Source organism: Pseudarthrobacter phenanthrenivorans, from assembly GCF_000813845.1.
GTDB lineage: Bacteria > Actinomycetota > Actinomycetes > Actinomycetales > Micrococcaceae > Arthrobacter > Arthrobacter phenanthrenivorans_B.
Genome location: NZ_JWTB01000004.1, coordinates 128,729 through 151,380 on the forward strand (window position 1 = coordinate 128,729; position 22,652 = coordinate 151,380).

The 22,652-nt window shown below is 60.9% G+C and carries 23 protein-coding genes; 5 read left to right on the forward strand and 18 right to left on the reverse strand.

Annotated elements, in window-relative coordinates:
* The 6 genes from RM50_RS20275 to RM50_RS01850 all read right to left on the reverse strand — a co-directional run bounded on the left by RM50_RS20275 (position 1) and on the right by RM50_RS01850 (position 5,684).
* Positions 1-1,095: a polysaccharide pyruvyl transferase family protein gene (locus RM50_RS20275; protein ID WP_043449316.1), complete on the reverse strand. Its 1,095-nt coding sequence runs from the start codon at positions 1,093-1,095 to the stop codon at positions 1-3.
* A 35-nt stretch (positions 1,096-1,130) separates the two neighbouring features.
* Positions 1,131-1,661, reverse strand: coding sequence for an acyltransferase (locus RM50_RS01845; protein ID WP_240471818.1), 531 nt, complete (start codon positions 1,659-1,661; stop codon positions 1,131-1,133).
* Positions 1,662-1,698: 37 nt separating this feature from the next.
* Complete coding sequence (locus tag RM50_RS20815) at positions 1,699-2,307, reverse strand: glycosyltransferase family 4 protein (RefSeq protein ID WP_167562148.1); 609 nt, start codon at positions 2,305-2,307, stop codon at positions 1,699-1,701.
* A gap of 418 nt (positions 2,308-2,725) precedes the next feature.
* Positions 2,726-3,880 carry a glycosyltransferase gene (locus RM50_RS20820; RefSeq protein ID WP_082006935.1) on the reverse strand — a complete coding sequence of 385 codons (1,155 nt, stop codon included), beginning with the start codon at positions 3,878-3,880 and terminating at the stop codon, positions 2,726-2,728.
* Positions 3,877-4,542 (reverse strand): acyltransferase, encoded by a 666-nt coding sequence (locus RM50_RS21155; protein ID WP_276202725.1) that lies wholly within the window; start codon positions 4,540-4,542, stop codon positions 3,877-3,879. Before RM50_RS21155 ends, RM50_RS20820 begins: the two co-directional genes overlap by 4 nt.
* Positions 4,539-5,684: a glycosyltransferase gene (locus RM50_RS01850; RefSeq protein WP_346421898.1), complete on the reverse strand. Its 1,146-nt coding sequence runs from the start codon at positions 5,682-5,684 to the stop codon at positions 4,539-4,541. Before RM50_RS01850 ends, RM50_RS21155 begins: the two co-directional genes overlap by 4 nt.
* Positions 5,685-6,013: 329 nt before the next feature.
* Here RM50_RS01850 and RM50_RS01855 point away from each other — a divergent pair, with 329 nt between their 5' ends.
* From RM50_RS01855 to rfbA, 5 genes are all read left to right on the forward strand, one after another.
* Positions 6,014-7,408, forward strand: a complete 1,395-nt coding sequence (locus tag RM50_RS01855; RefSeq protein WP_052259894.1) for a sugar transferase — start codon at positions 6,014-6,016, stop codon at positions 7,406-7,408.
* Between the two features lie 52 nt (positions 7,409-7,460).
* Positions 7,461-9,341 carry a DUF4012 domain-containing protein gene (locus RM50_RS01860; protein WP_240471821.1) on the forward strand — a complete coding sequence of 627 codons (1,881 nt, stop codon included), beginning with the start codon at positions 7,461-7,463 and terminating at the stop codon, positions 9,339-9,341.
* 181 nt (positions 9,342-9,522) lie between these two features.
* A complete protein-coding gene (locus RM50_RS01865; RefSeq protein ID WP_043449323.1) occupies positions 9,523-10,122 on the forward strand; it encodes an LPXTG cell wall anchor domain-containing protein in 600 nt (199 codons plus the stop codon).
* Between the two features lie 292 nt (positions 10,123-10,414).
* A complete protein-coding gene (locus RM50_RS01870) occupies positions 10,415-10,801 on the forward strand; it encodes a VanZ family protein (protein WP_082006937.1) in 387 nt (128 codons plus the stop codon).
* 65 nt (positions 10,802-10,866) lie between these two features.
* A complete protein-coding gene (gene rfbA, locus RM50_RS01875) occupies positions 10,867-11,772 on the forward strand; it encodes a glucose-1-phosphate thymidylyltransferase RfbA (protein WP_052259895.1) in 906 nt (301 codons plus the stop codon).
* A 69-nt stretch (positions 11,773-11,841) separates the two neighbouring features.
* On the opposite strand, the gene galU is transcribed toward rfbA, so the two are convergent.
* The 12 genes from galU to paaA form a co-directional block, all read right to left on the reverse strand.
* Positions 11,842-12,732, reverse strand: coding sequence for a UTP--glucose-1-phosphate uridylyltransferase GalU (galU, locus tag RM50_RS01880; RefSeq protein WP_043449325.1), 891 nt, complete (start codon positions 12,730-12,732; stop codon positions 11,842-11,844).
* A 74-nt stretch (positions 12,733-12,806) separates the two neighbouring features.
* Positions 12,807-13,706, reverse strand: a complete 900-nt coding sequence (locus RM50_RS01885; RefSeq protein ID WP_043449327.1) for a nucleotidyltransferase family protein — start codon at positions 13,704-13,706, stop codon at positions 12,807-12,809.
* A gap of 5 nt (positions 13,707-13,711) precedes the next feature.
* On the reverse strand, positions 13,712-15,262 hold the full coding sequence (locus RM50_RS01890; RefSeq protein ID WP_043449329.1) for a polysaccharide biosynthesis tyrosine autokinase: 1,551 nt from the start codon (positions 15,260-15,262) through the stop codon (positions 13,712-13,714).
* Positions 15,263-15,307: 45 nt separating this feature from the next.
* Entirely contained in the window at positions 15,308-16,525 is a 1,218-nt protein-coding gene (locus RM50_RS01895; RefSeq protein ID WP_052259896.1) for a PqqD family protein, read from the reverse strand.
* Between the two features lie 4 nt (positions 16,526-16,529).
* Positions 16,530-16,811, reverse strand: a complete 282-nt coding sequence (locus tag RM50_RS01900) for a PqqD family protein (RefSeq protein ID WP_043449330.1) — start codon at positions 16,809-16,811, stop codon at positions 16,530-16,532.
* The gene (locus RM50_RS01905; RefSeq protein ID WP_052259897.1) at positions 16,808-17,389 is read right to left on the reverse strand and encodes a hypothetical protein; all 582 of its coding nucleotides are present in this window, start codon (positions 17,387-17,389) and stop codon (positions 16,808-16,810) included. Before RM50_RS01905 ends, RM50_RS01900 begins: the two co-directional genes overlap by 4 nt.
* A 147-nt stretch (positions 17,390-17,536) precedes the next feature.
* Positions 17,537-18,322, reverse strand: a complete 786-nt coding sequence (locus tag RM50_RS01910) for an enoyl-CoA hydratase/isomerase family protein (protein WP_043449332.1) — start codon at positions 18,320-18,322, stop codon at positions 17,537-17,539.
* Between the two features lie 41 nt (positions 18,323-18,363).
* Entirely contained in the window at positions 18,364-19,590 is a 1,227-nt protein-coding gene (paaE, locus tag RM50_RS01915; RefSeq protein WP_043449334.1) for a 1,2-phenylacetyl-CoA epoxidase subunit PaaE, read from the reverse strand.
* 9 nt (positions 19,591-19,599) lie between these two features.
* Entirely contained in the window at positions 19,600-20,130 is a 531-nt protein-coding gene (paaD, locus tag RM50_RS01920) for a 1,2-phenylacetyl-CoA epoxidase subunit PaaD (RefSeq protein WP_043449406.1), read from the reverse strand.
* A gap of 5 nt (positions 20,131-20,135) precedes the next feature.
* Positions 20,136-21,062: a 1,2-phenylacetyl-CoA epoxidase subunit PaaC gene (paaC, locus tag RM50_RS01925; protein ID WP_043449336.1), complete on the reverse strand. Its 927-nt coding sequence runs from the start codon at positions 21,060-21,062 to the stop codon at positions 20,136-20,138.
* Positions 21,059-21,454: a 1,2-phenylacetyl-CoA epoxidase subunit PaaB gene (gene paaB, locus RM50_RS01930; protein ID WP_043449338.1), complete on the reverse strand. Its 396-nt coding sequence runs from the start codon at positions 21,452-21,454 to the stop codon at positions 21,059-21,061. Before paaB ends, paaC begins: the two co-directional genes overlap by 4 nt.
* On the reverse strand, positions 21,451-22,455 hold the full coding sequence (paaA, locus tag RM50_RS01935; RefSeq protein ID WP_043449340.1) for a 1,2-phenylacetyl-CoA epoxidase subunit PaaA: 1,005 nt from the start codon (positions 22,453-22,455) through the stop codon (positions 21,451-21,453). Before paaA ends, paaB begins: the two co-directional genes overlap by 4 nt.
* Between the last annotated feature and the right edge of the window lie 197 nt (positions 22,456-22,652).

The window sequence follows — 22,652 nt, forward strand, 5'->3', positions numbered from 1 at the left end:
TTAGGCGACCACTTGGCCTGAGAGATGCCCTACAGCTGCACTCAGGCGTTCTTGGGCCTGTTCCGTTACTGCCCGTGCCTGTTCAGGCAGGCGGTCATCTCGCAACAAGCCCAGGACTTTCTCGACAAGACCATCGTCACTACGAAGATCCAAGGTAATTGGCCAACCAACATCTCCCAACAGAGGCGCGAACTTACGGGAGTAGGCCAATGGAATCGCGGGTATCCCTAGGGATAGAGCATTCAGACATGCATGCATCCGCGCCCCAATGACTACCTTGCAATTTGCAATGAACTGACGAGCTTCCGGAAGATCCTTTGGTATGAATACGGACACCGCCCCGCCAAATTCCTTCGCTAATTCCCTCGCTGTATGCACGTCGTTATCAACGGACGGATTGTCGAGTACATGGGCCATAAGTGTGATCGAACGCCCCTCAAAGAGGAGCGCGCGAATTAGCTCACGGGTGAACTTTTGGTACTTCTCTCGAGGTAGATGTGAATCGCTGTTCCAGAGCAGCCCCGAGACATTGAGCACAACATCTGCAGCAGGAGCTCCGCCTGCTGGACATTGAGGTAAGGCGAATGCCACATCGGTGGCTAAGAGATCGGCGGGCACACCAATTCTTTCCGAGAACGCAAAGCTCACACTGTCCCTTGCCATAACAGCGCTCGCATGCTTCAGCGAATACCTTGCAATTACTTTGCCCCAGCGGGTACTAAACGGCCCAAGAGTTTGCGGCGCGAAAATTACCGGGACTTGGGCTTGTTTGGCAACATACCGTGTATAAAACATAATCAACAGCCGCTTCGGACCATAAATATCCGTGAAACTATCGCCCGCCCCGGTGTCCACAACCGCGTCGTACTGAGCGATGCGGGAGCGTAAAGTTCTACTGCCCGTCAAGAGCCCTTTCAAGACGACTTTGCCGGAAAGTTGGGTACCCAAGGGGCCTGGCTCGAAACTCTGAAAGTCTACGAGCGTGTCCACCCCCCAAGCGCGCCGAATGAGGGCTTCGGCACCGTCGCTAAGTACTCGAACTCCCAAGTTACTGGACGAATCGTTGGCCCAGAGAACTAACACGCGTTTAGCCATGAAGGTTACGCACTCCTTTTTGTATCGTCATGCCATTATTGGAACGGCATGTGGAAGTCGAGCTCATAACTGAGGTCCCGTGTACGTTTTCCTACGGGAACAGCAGGAACGCCTGCAACGATGGTGTACGGCTGGACGTCCTTGGTCACAACCGCACCGGCCGCCACGACAGCGCCTTCTCCGATTCTGACGTTGGGCAGGACTGTTGCCCTGGAGGCAACGTAAGCCCTGTCGTCCACACGAACTGGCCCACCCTTGGTGCCGAAAGAATCACTTTGCGGGTCATGACCCACTGTGAAGATTTGCACGTGGCCGCCGATATTAACATTGTCACCGATCGAAAGACCTAACCGACCGTCCAAAAAGCAGTCATTGCCCACAATTGAGTTATTGCCCAAGGCGATACCGCGGGGTGCAAAGAAAACCAACCGCCAATGAACCGTGCTTCGGACCCCGACTCGCATATTGAAGAAGCGGCGATACATGAAAACCCTGAAATTGTGAACTGGCACTCGGCCAACCATAAACCCCAGCCAAAGCTTAAATCCTTGCAGATAGAGACGCATTCGTCCTACTCCTGTACGAAACTTCTTAGTGTGCATTTCAAAGCCTATCCAGAACAGCCGAGACAGCGGTGGAAAAGGCCTGTTGGCTGAATTCTTGGTGGAATATCTCGGCCGGCACGACTGGAGGGAGCGTGGGCGTCTCCTTGAGGAGTTCGTCAATACGACCTATGTACTTTCCCCACACTGGTGCGAAGCCGGACACGACGTGATCCGTACCAAAGACGGGCACACCATGTGCCATGGCTTCTACCGCTTTCGCCTTTATCCCTCCCCCGTGGTCGACGGGAACGATCGCAGCATCAATCGATTCGTAAAAGTTCGTTAGGGAATCTACTTTGCCTAGTACCGTCGCTTGCACGTTCCAGGTTTCCACGATGTCTGAACCAAACCCGGCAACAACAATTTCAATTCCCCGAGCCGCTAAAGCAGCGCCGTAACCGGCAAAAAATTCGCGCAGGGACATGACATTGGGGGGGTACAGAAAGTTTCCGATAAAACCCACTCTTCTCACTTGGGAATTAGATCGAATTGCGCCGTTCCTGCTTGCAGCATTGATTGGAGTAGGTAACCAAAATGATGATGGACTAGTTGATTCCGTGGCTGAAGTCTTATCTTCATATCCCGCATAAACGTTCGCGGCTGGCATGCGTACAAGTTGCCGCTCGCGACGAGCCCAGATCTGACTTTGGAGGTAGCCGCCCGGTCGCGAAATCCAAGCGGATCTACCCATGGTCCGAGCATTTACGCTCCAACGGTCCATCCAGTCGAATACCAGAGAGTGGCGGGGCAATGTTTTAGCCGCGGAGGCAAAGACCGCGGGTACGGTGATGATGTTCACATCTGCGGAGGTCAAGGGCGGAAGCGCTGCGGCAAGAGGCATAGGAATGACTAGCTTTTTTGCCTTTCTCAAAGGGCTCTCTTGGTCCCCGTTTGATCTCAAGGGACTCCGCAAAGGAACAATTTTCGGAGTGTAACCAAGGCTCTCCAGTGCCTGATACCAGGACAACGCTCTGAGGCCACCCCCGTCTCTCGGCATGTCCTCCACCCCGTACCAGTAAACGATGTTAGCGGTGGGCATCCAACACCGCCCTTTTACCGCTCGTGATCCTAGACCAGGCCTCGCCGAACCTTCGCCGGTAAGACTCGATGGAGTACCTCTCCAGATATGCGCGACGGGCATTGTTTCCAAGTACTTGAGCAGATGCCTTACCAACAGAAGTCAACTTCAACCTCAAATCCTCTGCGTCGCCTATTTCGTAGAGCAGGCCGGTCTCACCGTGCTTGACGATATCGACAACACCCCCAGCACGGCTGGCAATAACAGCTCGACCTCGCGCAAAGGCCTCTAGCACAACAAGACCAAAAGGCTCGGGATGGTCTGATGGAAGAACCAGGAAATCGGCATCATCAAGATACTGCTCGATGTCCTGGACCTCACCAATAATCTTGACCGTATCTGGATTTTTTAGCTTCCCCACAAGTTTCGGGACGTCGACACTGCTGCCCACTGGGGGCGGGCCAGCGAGAATCAGGAGCTCACCAAGCGGCTCCTCCGTGTCCCATGCGTCGAGTAAAGTAGCGTGGCCCTTCCAAGCGTTCCATCGACTGGCTACTACGAAACGGACAGGTCCCGAAGGACTCGTAGGAACGAGGTCCTTCCCTGAATCCTGATGCGCATTGACCAGCAATGTGGCCCGTTTAGCCAAAGATGTACCCAGCGATCGTACGGATGCCGCCGAGATACAAAGTAGATGTGTAGCAAACGATGCAAAAATGCCGAGCACCCGAGACTCTCGCTTCGACCAAATCTCCTGCACGTGCAGGACCCTGCTCTTGACCCCAGCCAGGCAGGCAAGTGGGAGACACAACACCATGGCAGTAGTTGTGCCATAAACGACGTCTGGGCGGATTTTGCGCATGATGCGGTACGAACGCCAAATTCGCGACAGCAAAGGCACCAAGCCGCTAGGCGTGAGGTATCGCCGCCTCAGGACAGGTAATGGGCCAACTATTGTCTCGACCCCGAGTTCCTCGATGTGCTTGGCTAGGCGACTGTCGTTGCTTGGAAGGTCGTCTGGCAGATACACGACGGCAGCTTCCCGTTCAGGGGAGGGCAATGACCGGAGTAGTTCAAGGAGAATACGGTCGGCACCATACATCTCGTTAGAAGAGTGGACAAAAAGGGTACGTATTGGCGAAGCGTGCCTGTTGAAAGTCATCGTGTCCGAATCACCTTGGCAGGAACGCCGGCAACGACAGCACCGTCAGGAACGTCCCGCGTAACTACGCTTCCGGCAGCGATGACTACACCTGTTCCAACCGTTACGCCTGCTGTGATTGTGGCCCCACTACCCACCCAAGTGTCATCGCCGATTCGAAGAAAAGAACGAACCACGCCTTGTGACTTGATTGTCTGAGAAGTGTCTTTGAAGTCGTGATTTTCAGAAAACAGCCGCACACCGGGCCCGAACATAACGTCGGAGCCGATTCTGATTTCGCCCGAACAGCCGACAAAGCAACCAGCACCGAAGCTCGATCTGTCCCCGACCCATAACCCTATGCCTACGTCGCCGCCGTAATAACTACTTGGGCGGATTTGAACACTTCTCCCGATTGATACCTCTGCCCCAAAGTTGAGACCAGAGTCTGCAAGGCCCTGAACCTCGGCAAAGTCTTCGACGACCAATCGACCATCATGGGAGATATACTGCGGGTTTTTCAAACGGGCTCCCCGTCCAATAAAGAGAGGACCTCCGGAACGCCTGAGCAGGGGTTTCAAAGCGGCCCCGCGAAGGAGCATCGGACCCACTTTGGCTAACATTTGTGCCGTTGCAACCGCATTCTCTCGGTCCGGCAGTCCATGAAACCGCCCGATCTTCATTTGAAAACCCTTTCGCTGGTTGCAGTGACTGCCTTTTTACGAAGTTCAGTGTCGTAAGCACGGCATACTGCGTCCCAGGTATAACCCTGTTGGACTCTATCGAGTGAGAGTTCCGCCAAGCGGTCCTGTTCAGACGGATCGTTCATAACCTTGCGGATGGCCTTTTCAATTGCTTGAGGTTTGGCATCGCAGAAGACGGCTTTGTCGCCTAGAACTTCGCGGTTGTAGACGGTGTCTCGGGCCACGACCGGGGCGCCGTTTGCCATTGCCTGAAGTAAAGCGGGATTAGTACCGCCTACGCTGTGACCATGGAAATAGGCCCCACAGTTTCTCCAAAGGGCGAGCAGACGTTCGTCGTCGGAAACATGGCCGAGCCACTCGATATTGGGGCTGTCAGAGGCCAACCGCCGGACTTCCTGCTCTAAGGGACCTCCGTAACCGGACGAACCGACGATTACGATCTTGTATTCACGTGAGAGATTCTTTGCCGCGACAACAAATTCCGGGATCGTGTTCTCTGGAACGAATCGTGCGACAACAAGAATGTAGCGCCGGGCCTCTAGCCCGCTTTCTACCGGGGCAGGTGCGCCTTGATCGCCTCCGTATGGGATGAAAACGCAAGACCTGCCGAAGTCTTCCTGCCAACGGCGCCCAATTTCTTGGGAGTCCGCGATGAGGACAGTCCCAAACCTGGCAGTCATTTTCGCGCCAAGTTTGAATACGAATTTTGCGAGCCGGCCCCATTTGGCACGTTCCCACTCGATTCCGTCTACATTGACCACCGTTGGCACGCCACGGATGGCGAGCAAGGGCAACCAGAATCCGTTGGCTACGTTCATGACGAGTGCCACGTCCGGCTTGGTCCAGAAGGCGTGAAGACAAGCTGTAAAACCATAAGACAAGGTACTTAGCGACTTGTTTTCCAAGCCCGGGGTCGTGACTACCGACACCCGCTCGTCCCTATCAGCGTGTTCTACGGAACTAGCGGATCGCCCGTAAACAGTAACTGCCCAATGGTTGTCAGCCAGGTAGGGCGCCAACTTCCTCACTGCGGTTTCAAACCCACCGTAGAAGCTCGGATAGCCCCTTGTTCCAATAATCGCGACTGTCCGGTTCACGGAAACCCCCATTTGTTGATGCATCCAAGGCTCCCGCAAGAAGCCGCAACCGAGGTTACCACTCGGCGGTGACGGTTCCGCCCTATCGAATGCCGATGCGATGGATGCCTCTCATATAGGACGCCGACGAAAACAGGTTCCCCTATGCACGCGGCTACCTGAATTTGTTGCCTCTGCACCCCCTCCAAGCCACAGACGTTGCGGCGGAAACCTCCTCAAGGCGCCGCCCGGTCGGTGGAACATTACAGTTAGGACGTGTGGCGGCTGTAACCTGTCCTCTGTGCTCGCGCGTAGAGCGCAATAAGAACTTTTGGGGGTCTTCGTTGGATTGGCGGAAGCGGACATCGCGGGCTTTGCGGTTTGTCGATGCCTTCGTGATCATTTGGGCTGTCGCTGGGGCCTACGTCATCAGATTTGGGCTCGGGCCCGATCCCGCTAATTCAGGGTTTGAATCAGGATACGTCTTGCTCTCCGTTGCTCTCTGCATCGCTTGGTGGCTGATGTTGGGAGCCTGGAACAGTCGGCAGAGCCGAATCCTTGGGTCGGGACCGGACGAATATAAGCGTGTTGCCGCAGCGTCACTTTGGCTTTTTGGACTTGTCGCAATTTTCTCGTACGTCCTGAGGATTGATACCGCCCGGGGCTACGTGGGTATCGCTCTACCCGTCGGTTTGACAGGTCTTCTCTTGGCCCGCTGGCTACTTCGACAGCACCTGAACGTCACCCGGCAAGGCGGCAGAAGCATGTCACGTTTGATGCTTCTCGGCGGTCCCGGCGCGGTGGCCCACCTTGCGTCAACGCTGGCCGAGGCAAAGCACGCCGGATATCTCCCGATTGCCGCCTACATGCCCGGAGCCGATGAGTCCATTACCGTCGAAGCCGGTTCAGGTCTTCCCGTCCTGGGGCACGATGCCGAAACGGAAGCGATTTTGCAAGCAATCGACCATTGCGAAGCCGATGCCGTGGCTGTGTCCGCCGGCGTCCAATTGCACCCTCAGACCCTGCGTCACCTAGGTTGGGCGTTGGCCTCGCGCAACGTCGGGCTCATTATGGCACCCGCCCTGACGGATATCGCCGGGCCACGGATCCATACTCAACAAGTTGCCGGGCTTCCGCTAATCCACGTCACAACTCCAACTTTGGAGGGCGGGCAGCGAGTCGCAAAGCGCTTGTTTGATGTAGTTGCCGGAGGGATTCTCGTTCTGCTGTCGTTACCAGTGATGCTGGCGATCGTCATAGCGATAAAGATCTCCAGCCCAGGCCCCGTGCTTTTCAAACAGGAAAGGGTGGGAATCAGCGGCGTCAGCTTTGACATGCTCAAGTTTCGCTCCATGGTCGTGGATGCTGAGCAGCTATTGTTCGAGTTGAGGAACCGCAATGAGGGCAGCGGAGTTCTATTCAAGATCAAGGATGATCCGCGAATAACCCCCATCGGAAAATTCCTGCGAAAGTTCAGCTTGGATGAGCTTCCGCAGCTCTTCAATGTGTTGGCTGGTTCAATGAGCTTGGTGGGCCCGCGACCTCCCCTCCCTAAAGAAGTCGAAGGTTATGAAAAGGACGTTCGGCGTCGTCTCTTAGTAAAGCCGGGTTTGACCGGGCTCTGGCAAGTGAGTGGACGTTCCAACTTGTCATGGCAGGACTCAGTGAGGTTGGACCTCTACTACGTCGAGAACTGGTCCTTGGCCGGTGACCTCCTCATACTCCTTAAGACGGCAAGAGCGGTGTTCAAGAGTACCGGCGCCTACTGAATGTTGACTGCCGCCTGTACACGTTAACTGGCCTAAGGGGAAGGAACACCTGATGGCGAATTCCATCGCCGATACAAAAAGCAACCGGAAAGCGGGCAGGACGGGCAAAATGTCTGGGAAACGTCGGGCTATGCCTCGAAACCGTGCAGCCGTGTTTGCAATATGCGGTGCCCTCGCACTAGGCACAGGAGCAGTCTGCGCCGCAGTACTCGCATCCACCGCGTCTTCCATCAAGTCAGAACTGGAGGCTGCTGTTCAGATCGTCCCTAAGCTCAAGGAAGAACTGGCAGGAGACAAATTCACTGAAGCCAGTTCGTCCGCTGAAGCACTCCGTGCGCATACGGCTGCTGCGAAGAAGGCAGTTGATAATCCTTTGTGGACTCTAGCGTCTTCTTTGCCCGGTCTCGGACAGAACGCGAGCGCCGTCTCTGAGGTCGCTCGATCAGCAGATGACGTGGCAAACCTCGGTTTGCTGCCGTTAGTCAAGGCATTCAGCAGTCTCGACTGGAGTAGCCTGCTACCAAGCGAGTCTGGGACAGACCTATCCCAGCTGAAGGCCGCTTCACCCAACGTATCTTCCGCCGCGCATACAGTTCGGCTCTCAGCTGAGCGCCTTGGTGGCATAGACACGAGTTCCTTGCTCCCTCAGGTCGCCCAGCCTGTCATACAAGCCCGAGACCAGCTCAACAATATGACAAGCGCACTAGACGCCGCCGCAGACGCAGCAAAGCTAGCGCCTCAAATGCTCGGTGCCGATGGTGTGAAGAACTACTTACTCATGATTCAAAACAACGCTGAGTCCCGCGCATCCGGCGGCATTCCGGGCGCGCTGGCAGTTCTGACGCTTGACCACGGGAAGCTCTCGCTTGGCGCCCAAAGTAGCGCAGGCGATATCGGCACCATGACGCCGACATTGGCCGTGGACCGACAACAGCAGCAGATATATTCCACCAGGCTCGGAAAGTACATGCAGGACGTGAACCTCACTCCTGATTTCCCCACTGCGGCTGCTACTGCTCAGGCTATGTGGGAGAAGACAAACGGCCAGCGCGTGGACGGCGTAATATCCCTCGACCCAGTGGTACTCAGCTACATCCTGCAGGCGACAGGACCAGTTGAGGTGAGCGGTCCAGACCTTGCTGCGGTCAAGGCAACAGGATTGCCGACTGAACTCACCGGAAGCAACGTTATCCCGACCCTACTTTCCGACGTTTATGCCAAGATCCCACAACCGAAACTCCAGGATCTTTACTTCGCTGGAGTTGCCAAAGAAGTATTTTCCGCATTGTCTAACGGCAAGGGTGAAGCCAAGGGTCTGATCACCGGAATAACCCGAGGCACAGAAGAAGGACGCGTTTTGGTCTGGTCTGCAAATCCGGACGAGCAGTCTGTGCTGGGCAAGTATGCGCTGAGCGGCTCGGTGTCGGGTGCGAGTGTTTCCCCCGCTGAGTTCGGCATCTACTTCAATGACGGCACTGGCGCCAAAATGGACTACTACGTCAAGCGCACTGTCCAGCTCGTTAAAGAGTGCCCGGTGGACGGCTATGAACAAACAACGATCCGCGTGACTAGTACTAACACCGCGCCCGCTGACGCCGCTACAACATTGCCACCCTACGTGACCGGGGCCGGAGCGTTTGGGGTTCCACCTGGAACAGTGCAGACCAATATCGTTGCTTACGGACCAGTTCAGGCAAACATCGAATCAGCCACCCTCGAGCGCCAAAAGATTCCCTTCGCACCTTACCTACACGCGAACCGCCCCGTTGGCGTCGTAAGCCAGCAACTTGCACCCGGGGAAACCAAGACTTTGGAGTTCACCTTTGGAAAAATCGTCCAGCACACAGAACCTAACGTGGTTGTCACTCCCACGGTCCAGTCTGTAAAGGATGTTGTCCTGCCCAACGAAAATGCGGCGTGTTACCAGGGCTGATTACAAATGTGGACCCCGCGTTAACACTATGTAAACCGTCTGGATTGAGGTTGGTCACTACCGGCTCGGGATGGTAACGTTTTTTTGGGATATCTATCCGTAGTTCCGTACTTGGTCTCGTACGGAGGGGGAATCTCCCCAAATTCGGGTACCACAACTTAACGTCTCCGGGGGGACACACATGAAGAAAACACTCGCTGCACTCGCCCTTGCTGGGTCCATCGCGCTCGTTGGTTCTGCACCCGCCATGGCTGCGACCTATCCGGCCCTTCCGCCGCAGGCCGCTGTTTCTGACGGCACCGTCGGTCCGGGCGAAACCTTCGTCTTCCGCGGTCAGGGCTTCCGTGCGGGGGAACCGCTGGTTATCACGGTCACGCCCGGCCAGGCTCCTGCTTCCAACGGCGCGGGCGTTGGTAACCGTGCTGTGGCTGCCCGGATCGCCGTGGTCGCCGAAGCACAGAACCTCTCGGCTACTGCCGACGCGCAGGGCGCGGTTTCACTGCCTATCGCCATCAGCGAAGCCGGCACGTACTCCATCACCGCAACCGGCACGCAGTCCGGCGTTACGGTCGGCCCCGTTACGGTTACCGTCGCAGCCTCCCTGGCTAACACCGGTGGCAACGCGGCCGGTGCTCCGCTCGCCAATACGGGTGGTCTGGCAAACACCGGCGCCGACTCCGGCCTGATCCTTTGGACTCTGGTTGGCGCTGGCGCACTGGCTGCCGGCGCAACCTCAGTCGTAGTGGTTCGCCGCCGCGCCAAGGCCGAGGCTGCTGCATAGTAGCAACCCTCTCCAGCACCAACGAAGGTGGGTGCTTCTCCGACATCGGAGAAGCACCCACCTTTTGCTTTTGTGGTATCTATTTGATCTATGGGGAGACATTGGAGCAAAGCACCTCGCGAATACGACTTTTCCATACCGCCTCCAAACCCGCAGGTGCTTCGCTACGCCGTGTTGGCGATGCTCTTCGCCGGCGCCGTGGGAACCGCCGCGTTTGCCCTTCTACTTACCAGCTGACGCGTCCTTGAAACTCCTCCAGAACCGTCGGGTCTGGCGCGGGATTCTTGTTCTCATGTTTTTTCCGCTGGCCCTTATTGCGTTTTGGCCCTCCCCCGTAGACCAACCCATCCAAGGGCAGCTGGTAAGAGGCTTATATCTTCTGCACCGGCAGGGGGTTCCAACCTGGGTGAACTACGCCGCCATCGAAGCAGCCGCCAACATTGCGATTTTTATTCCACTCGGAATAGTTAGCAGTTTGGCCTTTCCCGCAAAGCTCTGGTGGCAGTTGGCTGCACTCGGGATGCTGGTTTCAGGTTGCATCGAACTTGGCCAACTCTTGTTTCTTCATGATCGTTTTGCAACCTTGTCAGACGTTGTCACCAACACTGCAGGAGCCGCGCTCGGGGCGCTCACGGTCAAGTTGTTCAGGCAAAATGTCCGTGCACTCGGGGCCACTTAACCCGCATCTTTCCCATTGGTGTGACAAATGTTGGTGCTTTTTACGATCTAACGGAAAATGTAGAAATGCGCGGAATTATCCTCGCCGGGGGAACCGGTTCACGTCTTCATCCAATCACTCTGGGCATCAGCAAACAGCTGGTCCCGGTGTACGACAAGCCCATGATCTACTATCCGTTGTCAACGCTCATGCTGGCTGGCATTCGAGACATCCTGATCATCACCACGCCGCACGACGCCGACCAGTTCCAGCGCCTGCTGGGCGACGGCAGCCGCTTCGGGGTGAATATCTCCTATACCCAGCAGCCCTCGCCCGACGGCCTTGCTCAGGCCTTTGTCCTGGGCGCTGAACACATTGGTACTGGCCCCGTCGCTTTAGTGCTTGGCGACAATATCTTCTATGGCCAGGGCATGGGGACTCAGTTGCGGCGGTTCGAAAACATCGACGGCGGAGCTGTCTTCGGCTACCGCGTTGCCGATCCCTCTGCCTACGGCGTGGTGGAATTCGACGAGAAGGGGCGGGCTATCTCCCTTGAGGAAAAGCCTGCTGAACCGAAAAGCCACTATGCCGTGCCAGGCCTGTACTTCTATGACAACGACGTAGTGCAGATTGCCCGCGACCTTAAGCCCTCCGCCCGGGGCGAGTTGGAAATCACCGACGTCAACCGGGTCTACCTGGAGCGGGGCAAGCTGCAGGTGGAGATCCTCCCCCGCGGCACCGCCTGGCTGGACACCGGGACCTTCAATGACCTCAACGACGCATCTGAGTTTGTCCGTACCGTGCAGCATCGACAGGGACTGTCCATCGGCTGCCCGGAGGAAATCGCCTGGCGTTTGGGTTTCCTGACGGACGACGAACTGCGGGATCGGGCCGAACCGCTTGCGAAGAGCGGTTACGGCAGATACCTGTTGGACCTGCTGGCAGAAAGTGCCGAGGGATCCGCCGAGCGGCTGGAACTCGTAAGCAGGTAGCCTCTAACAACAAACTTAACGACGAGGGCCCACCACTAAAAAGTGGTGGGCCCTCGTCGTGGTCGGAAATTAGCCGACGAAGCTCTTCATCCAGGTCTTCAGGTCCTCACCGAACTCCACGCGTTCCGACGCGAGGGTAATAACGGCCTTAAGGTAGCTCAGCTTGTCACCGGTGTCGTAGCGGCGGCCCTTGAAGACCACGCCGTAGACGCCCGAGCCTTCGCCCTCGCCGGCGGCCAGGGTCTGCAGGGCGTCGGTCAGCTGGATCTCGCCGCCACGGCCGGGCTCGGTGTTCTCCAGGACACTGAACACGTTGTGGTGCAGGACGTAACGGCCGATGACGGCCAAGTTGGACGGCGCCTCGCCGACTGCCGGCTTCTCCACCAGGCTGTTGACGCGGACGTAGTCCTCGCCTTCCACAGCGGTGATGTCTGCGCAGCCGTAGGCACTGATCTGCGACGGATCAACCTCGATCAGGGCGATCACAGAGCCACCGGTCTTCTGCTGCACCTCCATCATGGTGCTCAGCAGGTCCTCAGCCTCGTCAATGAGGTCGTCACCCAGGAGCACGGCAAACGGCTCGTCGCCCACGTGCTGCTGCGCGCACAGCACTGCGTGGCCCAGGCCCTTGGCTTCGCCCTGGCGGACGTAGTGGATGGGACCCAGGTTGGAGGCGTACTCCACCAGCCCCAGCTTGTCCTTGTCACCCTTGGCCTCCAAGGCAGCCTCCAGGCCCGGTTCGCGGTCGAAGTGGTCCTCGAGTGCGCGCTTGTTGCGGCCAGTGATCATGAGCAGGTCCGAGAGGCCTGCATCGATCGCTTCCTCCACCACATACTGGATGGCCGGGCGGTCAACCACCGGCAACATTTCCTTCGGCATTGCCTTGGTGGCGGGCAGGAAGCGTGTTCCCAATCCGGCAGCAGGAATGACGGCTTTGGTAATAGCTTTCCCCGTAGTCATAGCTGAACCTTAACAAATTTGCTGTGGTAAACGGCAATCGGATGCGGATTAGGGACGGCCAATTCACCGGTGGATCAGAGTCCGCGCAGGTCCCTAACAAGCCTGGGTACGGCCTTGGAAAACCGCGCCCACCTGCTGCGATGCTGCCTCAGTCGTCCCAGGAAAGACATATCTGCATAGATGTTCCCACTCAGGAAGACCTCGGTCCGGGGAAAGACCGCCCGCCACAGCAGACGCGGTTTTTCCCGCCAGGGAGCCTGGAGAAGGGCAATGATTCGCGCACTCCCGGGTTCACGCGCAGCCACCCGGTTGCACCACTCCGGGGAGGGCTCCGGCCAAGCCACGGTGCGGCCGTCGGAAAGCAGGCTTTCCAGGAAGGGCCTCATGGCGGCCAGGGAGCCTGTGGACCCTGCGAGGTCCAGTAGCGCCTCCGACTGGGATTGATCCTGCGTGAGGCCCGCCAGGTACTGAAGCTCCTGGTGACAGGAGGGCAGCTCGGGCGACCGCAAGGCGTGCAAGGCCAGAAACAAGATCCCAAGAGGTTTCGCGGGGACCCTCAGCCGCTGTTCCGCGAGTTCCATATCGACCGTGTTTGCCCACAGCGTCTCAAAGCAGTCCCCAGTTGGTTCTTCCATTCCAGGGAAGCGGAAGTGGAGGTCAATGCAGCAAGGCCACTCGGGGTGGTGAACGGTGACCGAGTGTTTGGGAAACGTCTTGTGGTCCGGGTCCGCGGGGCGTTCCCGCCAACCCCGCTCACGAAGGCCCCCCAGCAAGTCATCCAGCCTTGCAGGATCAGCATAGACGTCCACATCAGACGACACTTTCGCCGGTCGCAGCCCCTGGAGGACACTTGCCGGCCCTTTGATGAAGAAGACCCGAATGCCCAGGCGGTCCGCCAGCCGCGCTACAAGTGCGTGGCCGAGGAGAACGCCTTCCGGGATACTCAGCTCCGCGTCATGGGCGGCGTCAGTCATGATGCCTAGATCCTGGCCCTACGGCCGCCAGGAATTGCCTCCGGCACCTCTAGAGCGTCCGGCTCTGGCCATTCGCCGAGGGGCTCCGGCTCCGCCTGTGGGTGCGCAGCAGCCGAGGTGTAGGTTCCGTAGTAGGAGTAGGCATCCGTGCCCTTGGTGGGAACGTAGTTGAGGACGGCTCCCAAGATGCGTCCCTTGACCTTTTCAAGGTTCCCCAGAGACTGGTCCAGCTGCTCCTGGGTGGTCCTGCCCGTCCGGATCACCACAATGGCACCGTCGGCCACGCGCGAGAGGACCGCAGCATCGGTCACCGGAAGCAGCGGCGGTGCGTCAATGAGGACAACGGCATCCTTGGCCAAGGTGGTGAGCATGTTCTTCATGGCCCGGGAGCCAAGCAATTCGCTGGGGTTCGGCGGGATCCGTCCCGAGCCCAGGACCGAAAGGTTGGGCAACGCCCCCCACGGCTGGAGGACATCGGCGAGCTCGGCGGTGCCCGTGAGCACATCTGTGACCCCGACTCCCGGAACAAGGTTGAAAACGTCCACCAGCGTGGGCCGGCGGAGGTCGCCGTCGACCACCACCACGTTCTCCCCCGCTGCCGCCATGGTGACCGCCAGGTTGGCCGTGACGGTGGACTTGCCCTCCGCCTGCATTGAGCTGGTGACCACGATGATCCGTGGCGGCTGGTCCACGTCAAGGAAGCTGAGGTTGGTGCGCAGCTCGCGGAGGGCTTCAGCCATGGCCCCGCCGGCGTCGTGAAGCTGCGCGGCGGTGCCGGCGTCCACGATGGTGCTTTTCCCATCCAGCCGGTGGTCCACCGGGAGGGTGCCGATCACGGGGACGCCGAACAGACGCTCGATGTCCGCAGCCTTCCGGATCCGCCGGTCCAGGTGCCGGCGGATCAACGCATATGCCACGCCCAGGGCCAGGCCCACAAGCGCGCCGAGGGCCAGGTTGAGCTTGGTGTTGGGTGACGTGGGGCTGGTGGGAAGGACGGCCTTGCCCAGGGGCAGTACCCGGACAGCTGTGGCTGCATCCGCCTGCCCGGCCCCGGCCTGCCCCGCTGTGTCGGCGGCTGGCGCGGTCTCTATGGCCTCCACTTGGGCGGCCAGGCCGTTGACCCAGGCATCGGCCACGCGCTGGGCCGTTGCGGGATCCGTGGACTGTGCGGTGACCTTGATCTCTGCCGTGTCCAGCGGAACCTTGATGGTGATGCTGCCGAGCAGGGCATCGGCCGAAGTCTTCAGGTCCAGGGATTGGATGACCCGGTCCGCGACGAGCCGCGATTTCGCCACCGACTCGTAATTCTTGACCTTGGCCTTGGCCAGGCTGTCCCCGGCCAGGGCCAGGCTGACGTTGTCAGAGCCCGGTGTAACCACGATGCCGCTGGAGTCAGAGGAGTAGACCTTGGGCTGCAGAACGGTCCATCCCGCCGCTGCCAAGGTGGCCAGCAGGGTGAAAGCCACAATGGCCTTCCAGTAGACCCGCAGGATGGCCAGGTAGTCCGCAAGGTCCAGGCCCGGCGACGCCTCCGTGGGCGTGGTTGTTGTGCTCATGGTGATTCCTCAAATCCAGGTCTTTGTCTGCGCCCCGAGGGCTGTTCAGTGTTCGCCGCGTTCCAGTACGGACTTGGCGATGAGCTGCTTCACGGCTGTGGCGACGGCGGCCCGGTAGCCGTCGGGTTTTCCGTGCACTTCCGCGATGTGTTTAGTCAGTTCGTCCAGGCTCCTCGGCGCGGAGCAGGCTTCCCAGAGCGCCGGGCCGATCCCGCTCAGGCGGACGATCTCGTTGTCCAGCATGACCAGCAGGTCCCCGCCAACCTTGACGACATCCCTTGAGGCCCTCCGCCGGATACTCCCGGCGGGAAGGGGCGGCCGGCGGGCAACATCCAGCGACGCGGCTTCCCATTCCGGCCCTGACGTTGGTTGCAGCCGGAACAGGGGCTCCAGGGCACCCGGAAGGTCCGCTGCCTCGGAATAGGTCACCTGCCGCACTCCCCCGACACTCTCGATGAGGCGGCACAGCGACTGCAGTGGGTCCACGATGTCGCCCTGCGAGGACGATTCCGGGATCAGTGCGAGCAGGGCGTCGGCCAGCGGCACCTTCTCCAGTACCGGTGCTACCGGATTGAGTGCTTGGACGCGGTTCAGGAGCACGATGGACTGGATGAAAGGCATGGCCGGTGCCGGCTGCAACCCAAACTCGTCCGGCCCCACCTGGCGCTTGGGTGTGCCGGCCTCCTGCTTGACCGACAACGGCTTGGGATACGGAACCACGGACCCGTCCCAGGCGACGGCCACAGTCTCATCCGTGACATAGCCATAGATCCTGGCCAGTACGGAAGCCGCGGTGGTCTTCCCTGTCCCGGACCTGGCTACCAGCGCCACCACAGCCCCCGTCCCTGGGTCCGCCACCCCGCAGGCATGGAGCATGGTCAGTTCGCCCGCATTGGCCAGAATGGCGGACACGGTGAGGCGGGAGGTGAGGTTCTCCGCCAGTTCCTCAAAGGAAGCGGCTTCCAGCTGGAATGTTCCGGCACTGTGTTTGGAGGACGTACAGGAGACCGACGCGGTGAACGGCCTTCCACCTGTTGGTTCCGCCGGCACCGGCGGCAGCAGCGGCTCCGGGCCGGCGATACACCGGGCCCAGGCCGAGCTCATGGCCACCCGCTGCTGCCTGGTGACTGCGCGGCCCCAGCGGACAACAAACCGCTGCCCCAGGACCTCAAGGCACAGCAGGTCGCTGCCCTTTGCCAGTTCCTCGAGCAGCCGTTGCTGCCACGCCAACTGCGCGTTCCCGGTGATTCCTGCGGACGTCATGCCGTTAGCGGGAAGTGCCGCGGGCAGCCTCGATCAGGCGCTGCGCTTCGAGGCTGGCCAGGAATCCTTCCACCTGGGCCTGCATCTGTCCCGACTGGTCCTCAAAGGTGGCCTCGAGCTCAGCGAAGATGTCCCGCTCGCTCCGCTCGCCGTCGATGAGGTCCCAAATGACCGCTGCCGGCCCTTCCAGGACCACGGGCTGGGTTGCGTCGAGGTGCAGCAGGGCGACGCGGGCCCGGGGTTTGGTGCAGACTTCTGCCACCAGGGGGCCGTGGTGCCAGATCACGGAATGACCATTGTTATGCCGGAAATGGTGAAATTGGAAGCTCCGGCAGTAAGAGTCATCGTAAAGGTGTACTTCTGACCACTCACCACCTTGGATTGGCCCGTACCGTCCGAGTAGTAGAAGGAAATGGCTTGTGTCGCCGACTGGTTGGGGGCAACAGTAATAGTCGCCGTCGAGGAAAACCCGTTGAAGGTTGCGGCGCTCACAGTGTTTCCGCCCAAGGACTTCACGGCGATACCTGTCGCAACCGTTCCGGTACTGACTGTGCCAACGATTCCGACGGTTACGGTCTGCGCGGTCGTGTGAGTGTTCTGGATCGTGAGGACGGAAGGGCCCTGACCGCTTCGGGTGCCCGCGGACCCTTGCTGCTTGGAGAAATTGATATTCCCGATAGGGCCAGCCGTTATGGACAGAGACCCAGAAGCCGCAGCGGCAGGAGCCGCAATGGCCGTCGCAATGACAGGCAGAGACCAGGCGACGCCTGCGACTACCCTCCGACGGCTGAAACCGTTCTCTTCCTTGCCATCGACATCCGCGTTCAAAACCTCAGACAATTGTGCCCCCAGAGTAGTCTTCAAACGCCGCTGCCTATTTGAGACCGGCAGCGCGCATCAACCGGATTTGTCCGGCTGCGCCTACTCTTTCGAACGCGAATTAATATTTCTGCAATTGCCTTGCAAGGTTCAATCAAGAATTCTTCAAGAGGTCTTGATGGAAATTTCGAATCAGCGGCCGCCGGTGAATTTCGGCTCGCGCTTTTCCTGGAACGCCCGGAAGCCCTCGGCGTAGTCCTCGGTCTTGCACAGCCGTGCCTGCTCCTCGTTCTCCTCCTGCATGGCCTGCCAGAGGCCCAGGCGCTGGTCGCGGATATGCGCCACCAGCTCCTTCGAGGCAACGAACGCCCCGGTGGCGCCGGCCGCCACGCGCGAGACGATCTCCCGGGTTGAGTCCAACAAAGAATCAGCCGGCATGGCGCGGCTGAACATCCCCTGCGCCACGGCCTCTGCACCCGAGATCAGGTCCGCCGTATAGATCAGGTCCAGCGTCCGGTGCATGCCCAGCCGCTCCGTGAAGTACCAGTGCCCGCCCGAATCCAGCGTGGCCCCCAGCTTGGCAAACGGCGAGCCGAACTTGGCGTTCTCCGCCACGTACACCACGTCCGTGGCCAGCAGCAGCCCCAGCCCCACGCCCAGGCACGCACCCTGCGCCGCCGCGAAGGTCGGCGCCGGGAAGGACGCCATCTTCTTCAGCAGCGGCTCCACCAGCCCGCCCAGGTACGCGGCGGCGTCGTCACTCTCCGGGGTGACCCCGGCGATGTCCCGGCCCGCGCAGAAGGCGCGTCCCTCTCCCCTCAGCAGCAGCGCCCGCACCTCACCGCGCGAGGCGGCGGCAGCAGCGTCGTCGTACGCCTGTGCCAAATCCCGCAGCGCCTGCTCATCCAGGGAGTTCAGCTTCTGCGGCGCGTCCAGCACTACCTCGGCGATGCCGTTGCTGATGGAAAGGGAAATCATGGGGCTCCTATAAGTTCAGGCGGGCACGGGGTGAAAACGGATTAGACGTCGAAGTCGACCGTGACTTCCTTGCTGGTGGGGTGGCTCTGGCAGGTCAGGACGTAGCCCTTGTCCAGCTCATCCTGCTCCAGCGCGTAGTTCTCGTCCATGGTCACGCTGCCGGTGACCACCTTGGCGCGGCAGGTGCCGCACACTCCCCCGGCGCACGCGAACGGCACGTCCGGGCGCACCCGCAGCGCGGCGTTGAGGATGGACTCGCGGGCGTGCGTGGGGCTGGCCACCTCGCCCTGCAGGCCGTCCAGCTTGAACGTGATCTTGTACGTCTCCTTGGACTCGTCCACGACGACGGGACGGCCGGCCTGGCCCTCCGGACGGTCCGGCTTGCCTGACGTGAACAGCTCGAACCGGATGTTCTCCGGCTTCACCCCGCGCTCGGCCAGGGTGTCCCGGCACAGCTGCACCAACTCGAACGGCCCGCACAGGAACCACTCGTCCACGTCGTCCGCGTGCAGCGCGGTGCCCAGCAGCTGCTGCAGCTTCTCGGCGTCGATCCTGCCGGACAGTAGCGGCGCGATCCGCTGCTCGCGGCTCAGCACGTGGTGGATGGCCAGCCGCTGCGGGTACTTGTCCTTCAGGTCCGCCAGCTCCTCCAGGAACATCACGTCCATGGCGGCCTTGTTGGCGTAGATCAGGTCGAACCGGGTCTCCGGGTTGGCCGCCAGCAGCGTGCGGGCGATGGCGATCACCGGGGTGATGCCGGACCCGGCGGCGATGGCAACGAAGTTCCCCGCCTCCCCCGCCAGGTCCTCCGGGTGGTTCATGGAGTTCATGACGTTCTGGTCCACGGCCACGCCGTCGCGGCCGTGCTTGGACACGAACGCACCCATGGGGCTCATCACGTCGAGGGTGTCGCCGGCCTTCAGCTCGGCGTTGGCCCACGTGGAGAACAGCCCGCCCAGGTCCTTCTTGATGGCCACGCGGATCTCGCTGGTGCCGTCGGCGAAGCTGCGCGGCTCCGCGCAGATGGAGTAGCTGCGGCGGATTTCCTTGGGCTCGCCGTCCTCATCCGGCAGCGTGGTGCGCAGGGCCACGTACTGGCCGGGCAGGTAGTCAAACTTGCCGGCCAGTTCGGCCGGCACATGGAAGCTGACCTCGATGGCATCGTCGGTGAGCCGGCGCACCTCCTTCACCTCGAGGGTGTGGAAGGACGGACGACGGCGGCCGGTCGCCTCAGCCTCTTCGGCGGCGGTCTGGCGGACAACAGGCATGGGGGTTCCTTACAGGACTTTGAAGTAGTCGAACGGTTCCTTGCAGTCCTGGCAGACGAAGAGCGCCTTGCAGGACGTGGAACCGAAGCGGGTGAGTTCCTTGGTGTTGAGGCTGTTGCACTGCGGGCACTTCACGGCCAGGCTCAGCCGGACGGGGCCGGAGTGGCCGCCGGCGCGGGGGTGGCCGCTGGGCGGGGCGATGCCGTATTCCTGCAGCTTCTGCTTGCCGGCCTCGGTCATCCAGTCCGTGGTCCACGCCGGGGCCAGGACCAGGTCCACCTGGACATCCTCGTAGCCTTCCTTTTCGAAGGCCTTGTACAGGTCGTCCCGGATGGCGTCCATGGCCGGGCAGCCCGAGTACGTGGGCGTGATGGTGACCCGCACGCCGCCGTCCGTGCCGACGTCGACCTTCCGCAGGATCCCCAGGTCCGCGATGGTGAGCACGGGGATCTCCGGGTCCACTACGGTGGCCGCGATGTCCCAGGCCTGCTGCTCGGCGGTCCGGGCAGGCGTTTCGAAGTCGCTGACGTAGATGTCCATGACGGTCACCAGCTGGCCCCGGGATGCTCGCGGGCCAGCACCTGCATCTCCGCGAGGATGTAGCCCAGGTACTCCGAGTGCTTGCCCTGCCGGCCTCCGCCCGGCGCTGCCGGAACATCCGGCACCTCCAGTTCGGCTTCGGCAAGGACTTCGGCGGTCAGGCGGTCAAAGTCGTCCTTCAGCGAGGAAGGCGCGACGACGGCACCCGCCTCCGCGAGGCGCTGCGTCAGCTCATCGTCGCGGAACAGTTCGGCAACGTACGGCCACATGGTGCGCAGGCCGTGAATCATCCGGGTGCGGGATTCCTCGGTGCCGCCGGCCAGGCGCAGGATCCACTGTGAGCTGTGGTCGCGGTGGTAGTCCACTTCCTTCACGGCCTTGGCGGCGATGGCTGCCAGGGTCTGGTCCGTGGATCCCGTGAGGCGGCGGTAGAGCTCGTACTGGTAGTAGCTCACCACGAACTGGCGGGCGATGGTGGCCGCGAAGTCGCCGTTGGGCTGTTCGAACAGCTGCACGCTGCGGAACTCGTGTTCGCGGCGGAAGTAGGCCAGGTCATCCTCGGACTTGGCGGTGCCGTCCTCGTTGGGCATGCCGGCTCCGGCGTAGGTGAGGAAGCTGCGGGCGTGCCCCAGCTGGTCCAGGGCGATGTTGCCCAGGGCGATGTCCTCCTCCAGCTCCGGGGCGCGGGAAATCCAGTGGCCCAGGCGCTGGGCGAGGATCAGCGCGTCGTCACCCAGGCGCAGGGCGTACTCGGCGATGTCCCCGGACGGCTTCACCAGGCCGGTCCTGACTTCCAACGCGATGTCCTCCGGGCGGAGGGCGTTACCGGGGGTAATTCTTGTGGCGCTGGCGTTGCTGTCCCCGCCTGCGACGCCGGTGGAGATGTCGCCGTGGCCGGTGGTTTCGGGGGTGCTGGTTTCGGGGGTGCTCACAGGTGCTTCACCCCTTCGCTCTTGGTGTAGTACGTGGCGTGGCGGTAGTCCTTGCCCTGCGGGCTTTCAAAAAAGCTGCCCTTGGAGTCGGGGTCGCTGGCGGCGATCGCGTCAGCCGGGACCACCCAGATGGAGACGCCCTCGTTGCGGCGGGTGTACAGGTCCCGTGCGTTCCGGAGGGCCATGGCGGCATCCGGCGCGTGCAGGGATCCGGCGTGGACGTGGCTCAGGCCGCGGCTGGACCGGACGAAGACCTCCCACAGGCCCCAGGCGGAGCGGTCGTGGTGCTCGGCGGGGGCCGGGTTCTCCGGGGCGGGGCTTGCCTTCGGGGCTTCGCGGTTGATCTCGGTGGCGGCGCTTGCGGGAGCGTCGGGGTTGCCGTGCGGGCTCATGCTGCGTATTCCTTCGTCTTCATTGACTGTTTTGCTGCCTGTTTTGCTGCGTAGGCGGCTGCCGCCTCACGGACCCAGGCGCCGTCGTCGTGCGCTGCCCTCCGGCGCTCCAGGCGCTGGGCGTTGCAGGGACCGCGGCCGGCCAGGACTTCCTGGAACTCGTGCCAGTCCAGGGGCCCGTGCTCCCACTTCCTGGTGTCCTCGTTGAAGCGGATCTGGTCGTCAGGGAGGGTGAGGCCCAGGACCCGGACCTGCTCCACCATCATGCCCACGAAGCGGCTGCGGAGCTCGTCATTGCTGAACCGCTTGATGTTCCAGGCCATGGACTGCTTGGAGTTGGGTGAATCGTCGTCGGGCGGGCCGAACATCATCAGGGCCGGGGCGTACCAGCGGTTCACGGCGTCCTGCGCCATCTGCTTCTGCTCGGGCGTGCCGTTGGAGAGTTCAAGGAGGATCTCGAAGCCCTGGCGCTGGTGGAAGGACTCTTCCTTGCAGATGCGCACCATGGCCCGGCCGTAGGGGCCGTACGACGCGCGGCACAGCGGGACCTGGTTGCAGATGGCTGCGCCGTCCACCAGCCAGCCGATGGCGCCCATGTCCGCCCAGGTCAACGCCGGGTAGTTGAAGATGCTGGAGTAGCGGGCCTTGCCGGCGATGAGGTCGTCCATCATCTTGTCCCGTGTCTGGCCCAGGGTTTCGGCGGCGCTGTAGAGGTAGAGCCCGTGGCCGGCCTCGTCCTGGACCTTGGCCATGAGGATGGCCTTGCGCTTCAGGCTCGGTGCGCGGGAGATCCAGTTGGCCTCCGGCTGCATGCCGATGATTTCCGAGTGTGCGTGCTGGGAAACCTGGCGCAGGAGGGTCTTGCGGTAGGCCACCGGCATCCAGTCGCGGGGCTCGATGCGCGAGTCCTCGGCGATGATGCGGTCAAAGTGGGCCTGGCCTGCGGCTTCTTCTTCCGGGGATAGCTCAGCGGGCACTGACTGCAGGTTCTGCGCTGCCATGGGTTGCTCCTATGCAATGACCTTCTGGGACGTGCGGAATTATTTACCGACCGTTCGTTCAGGATATGTTGGCGCGGCGGAACTCGTCAAGCGCCGCTCCCTCCCGCCTCCCGTGACGCCCCATCAGATCCCGCCCCCTCTCCCGGCACGCCCCATCAGATCCCGCCCCCCTCCCCCGACGCCCCATCAGATCCCGC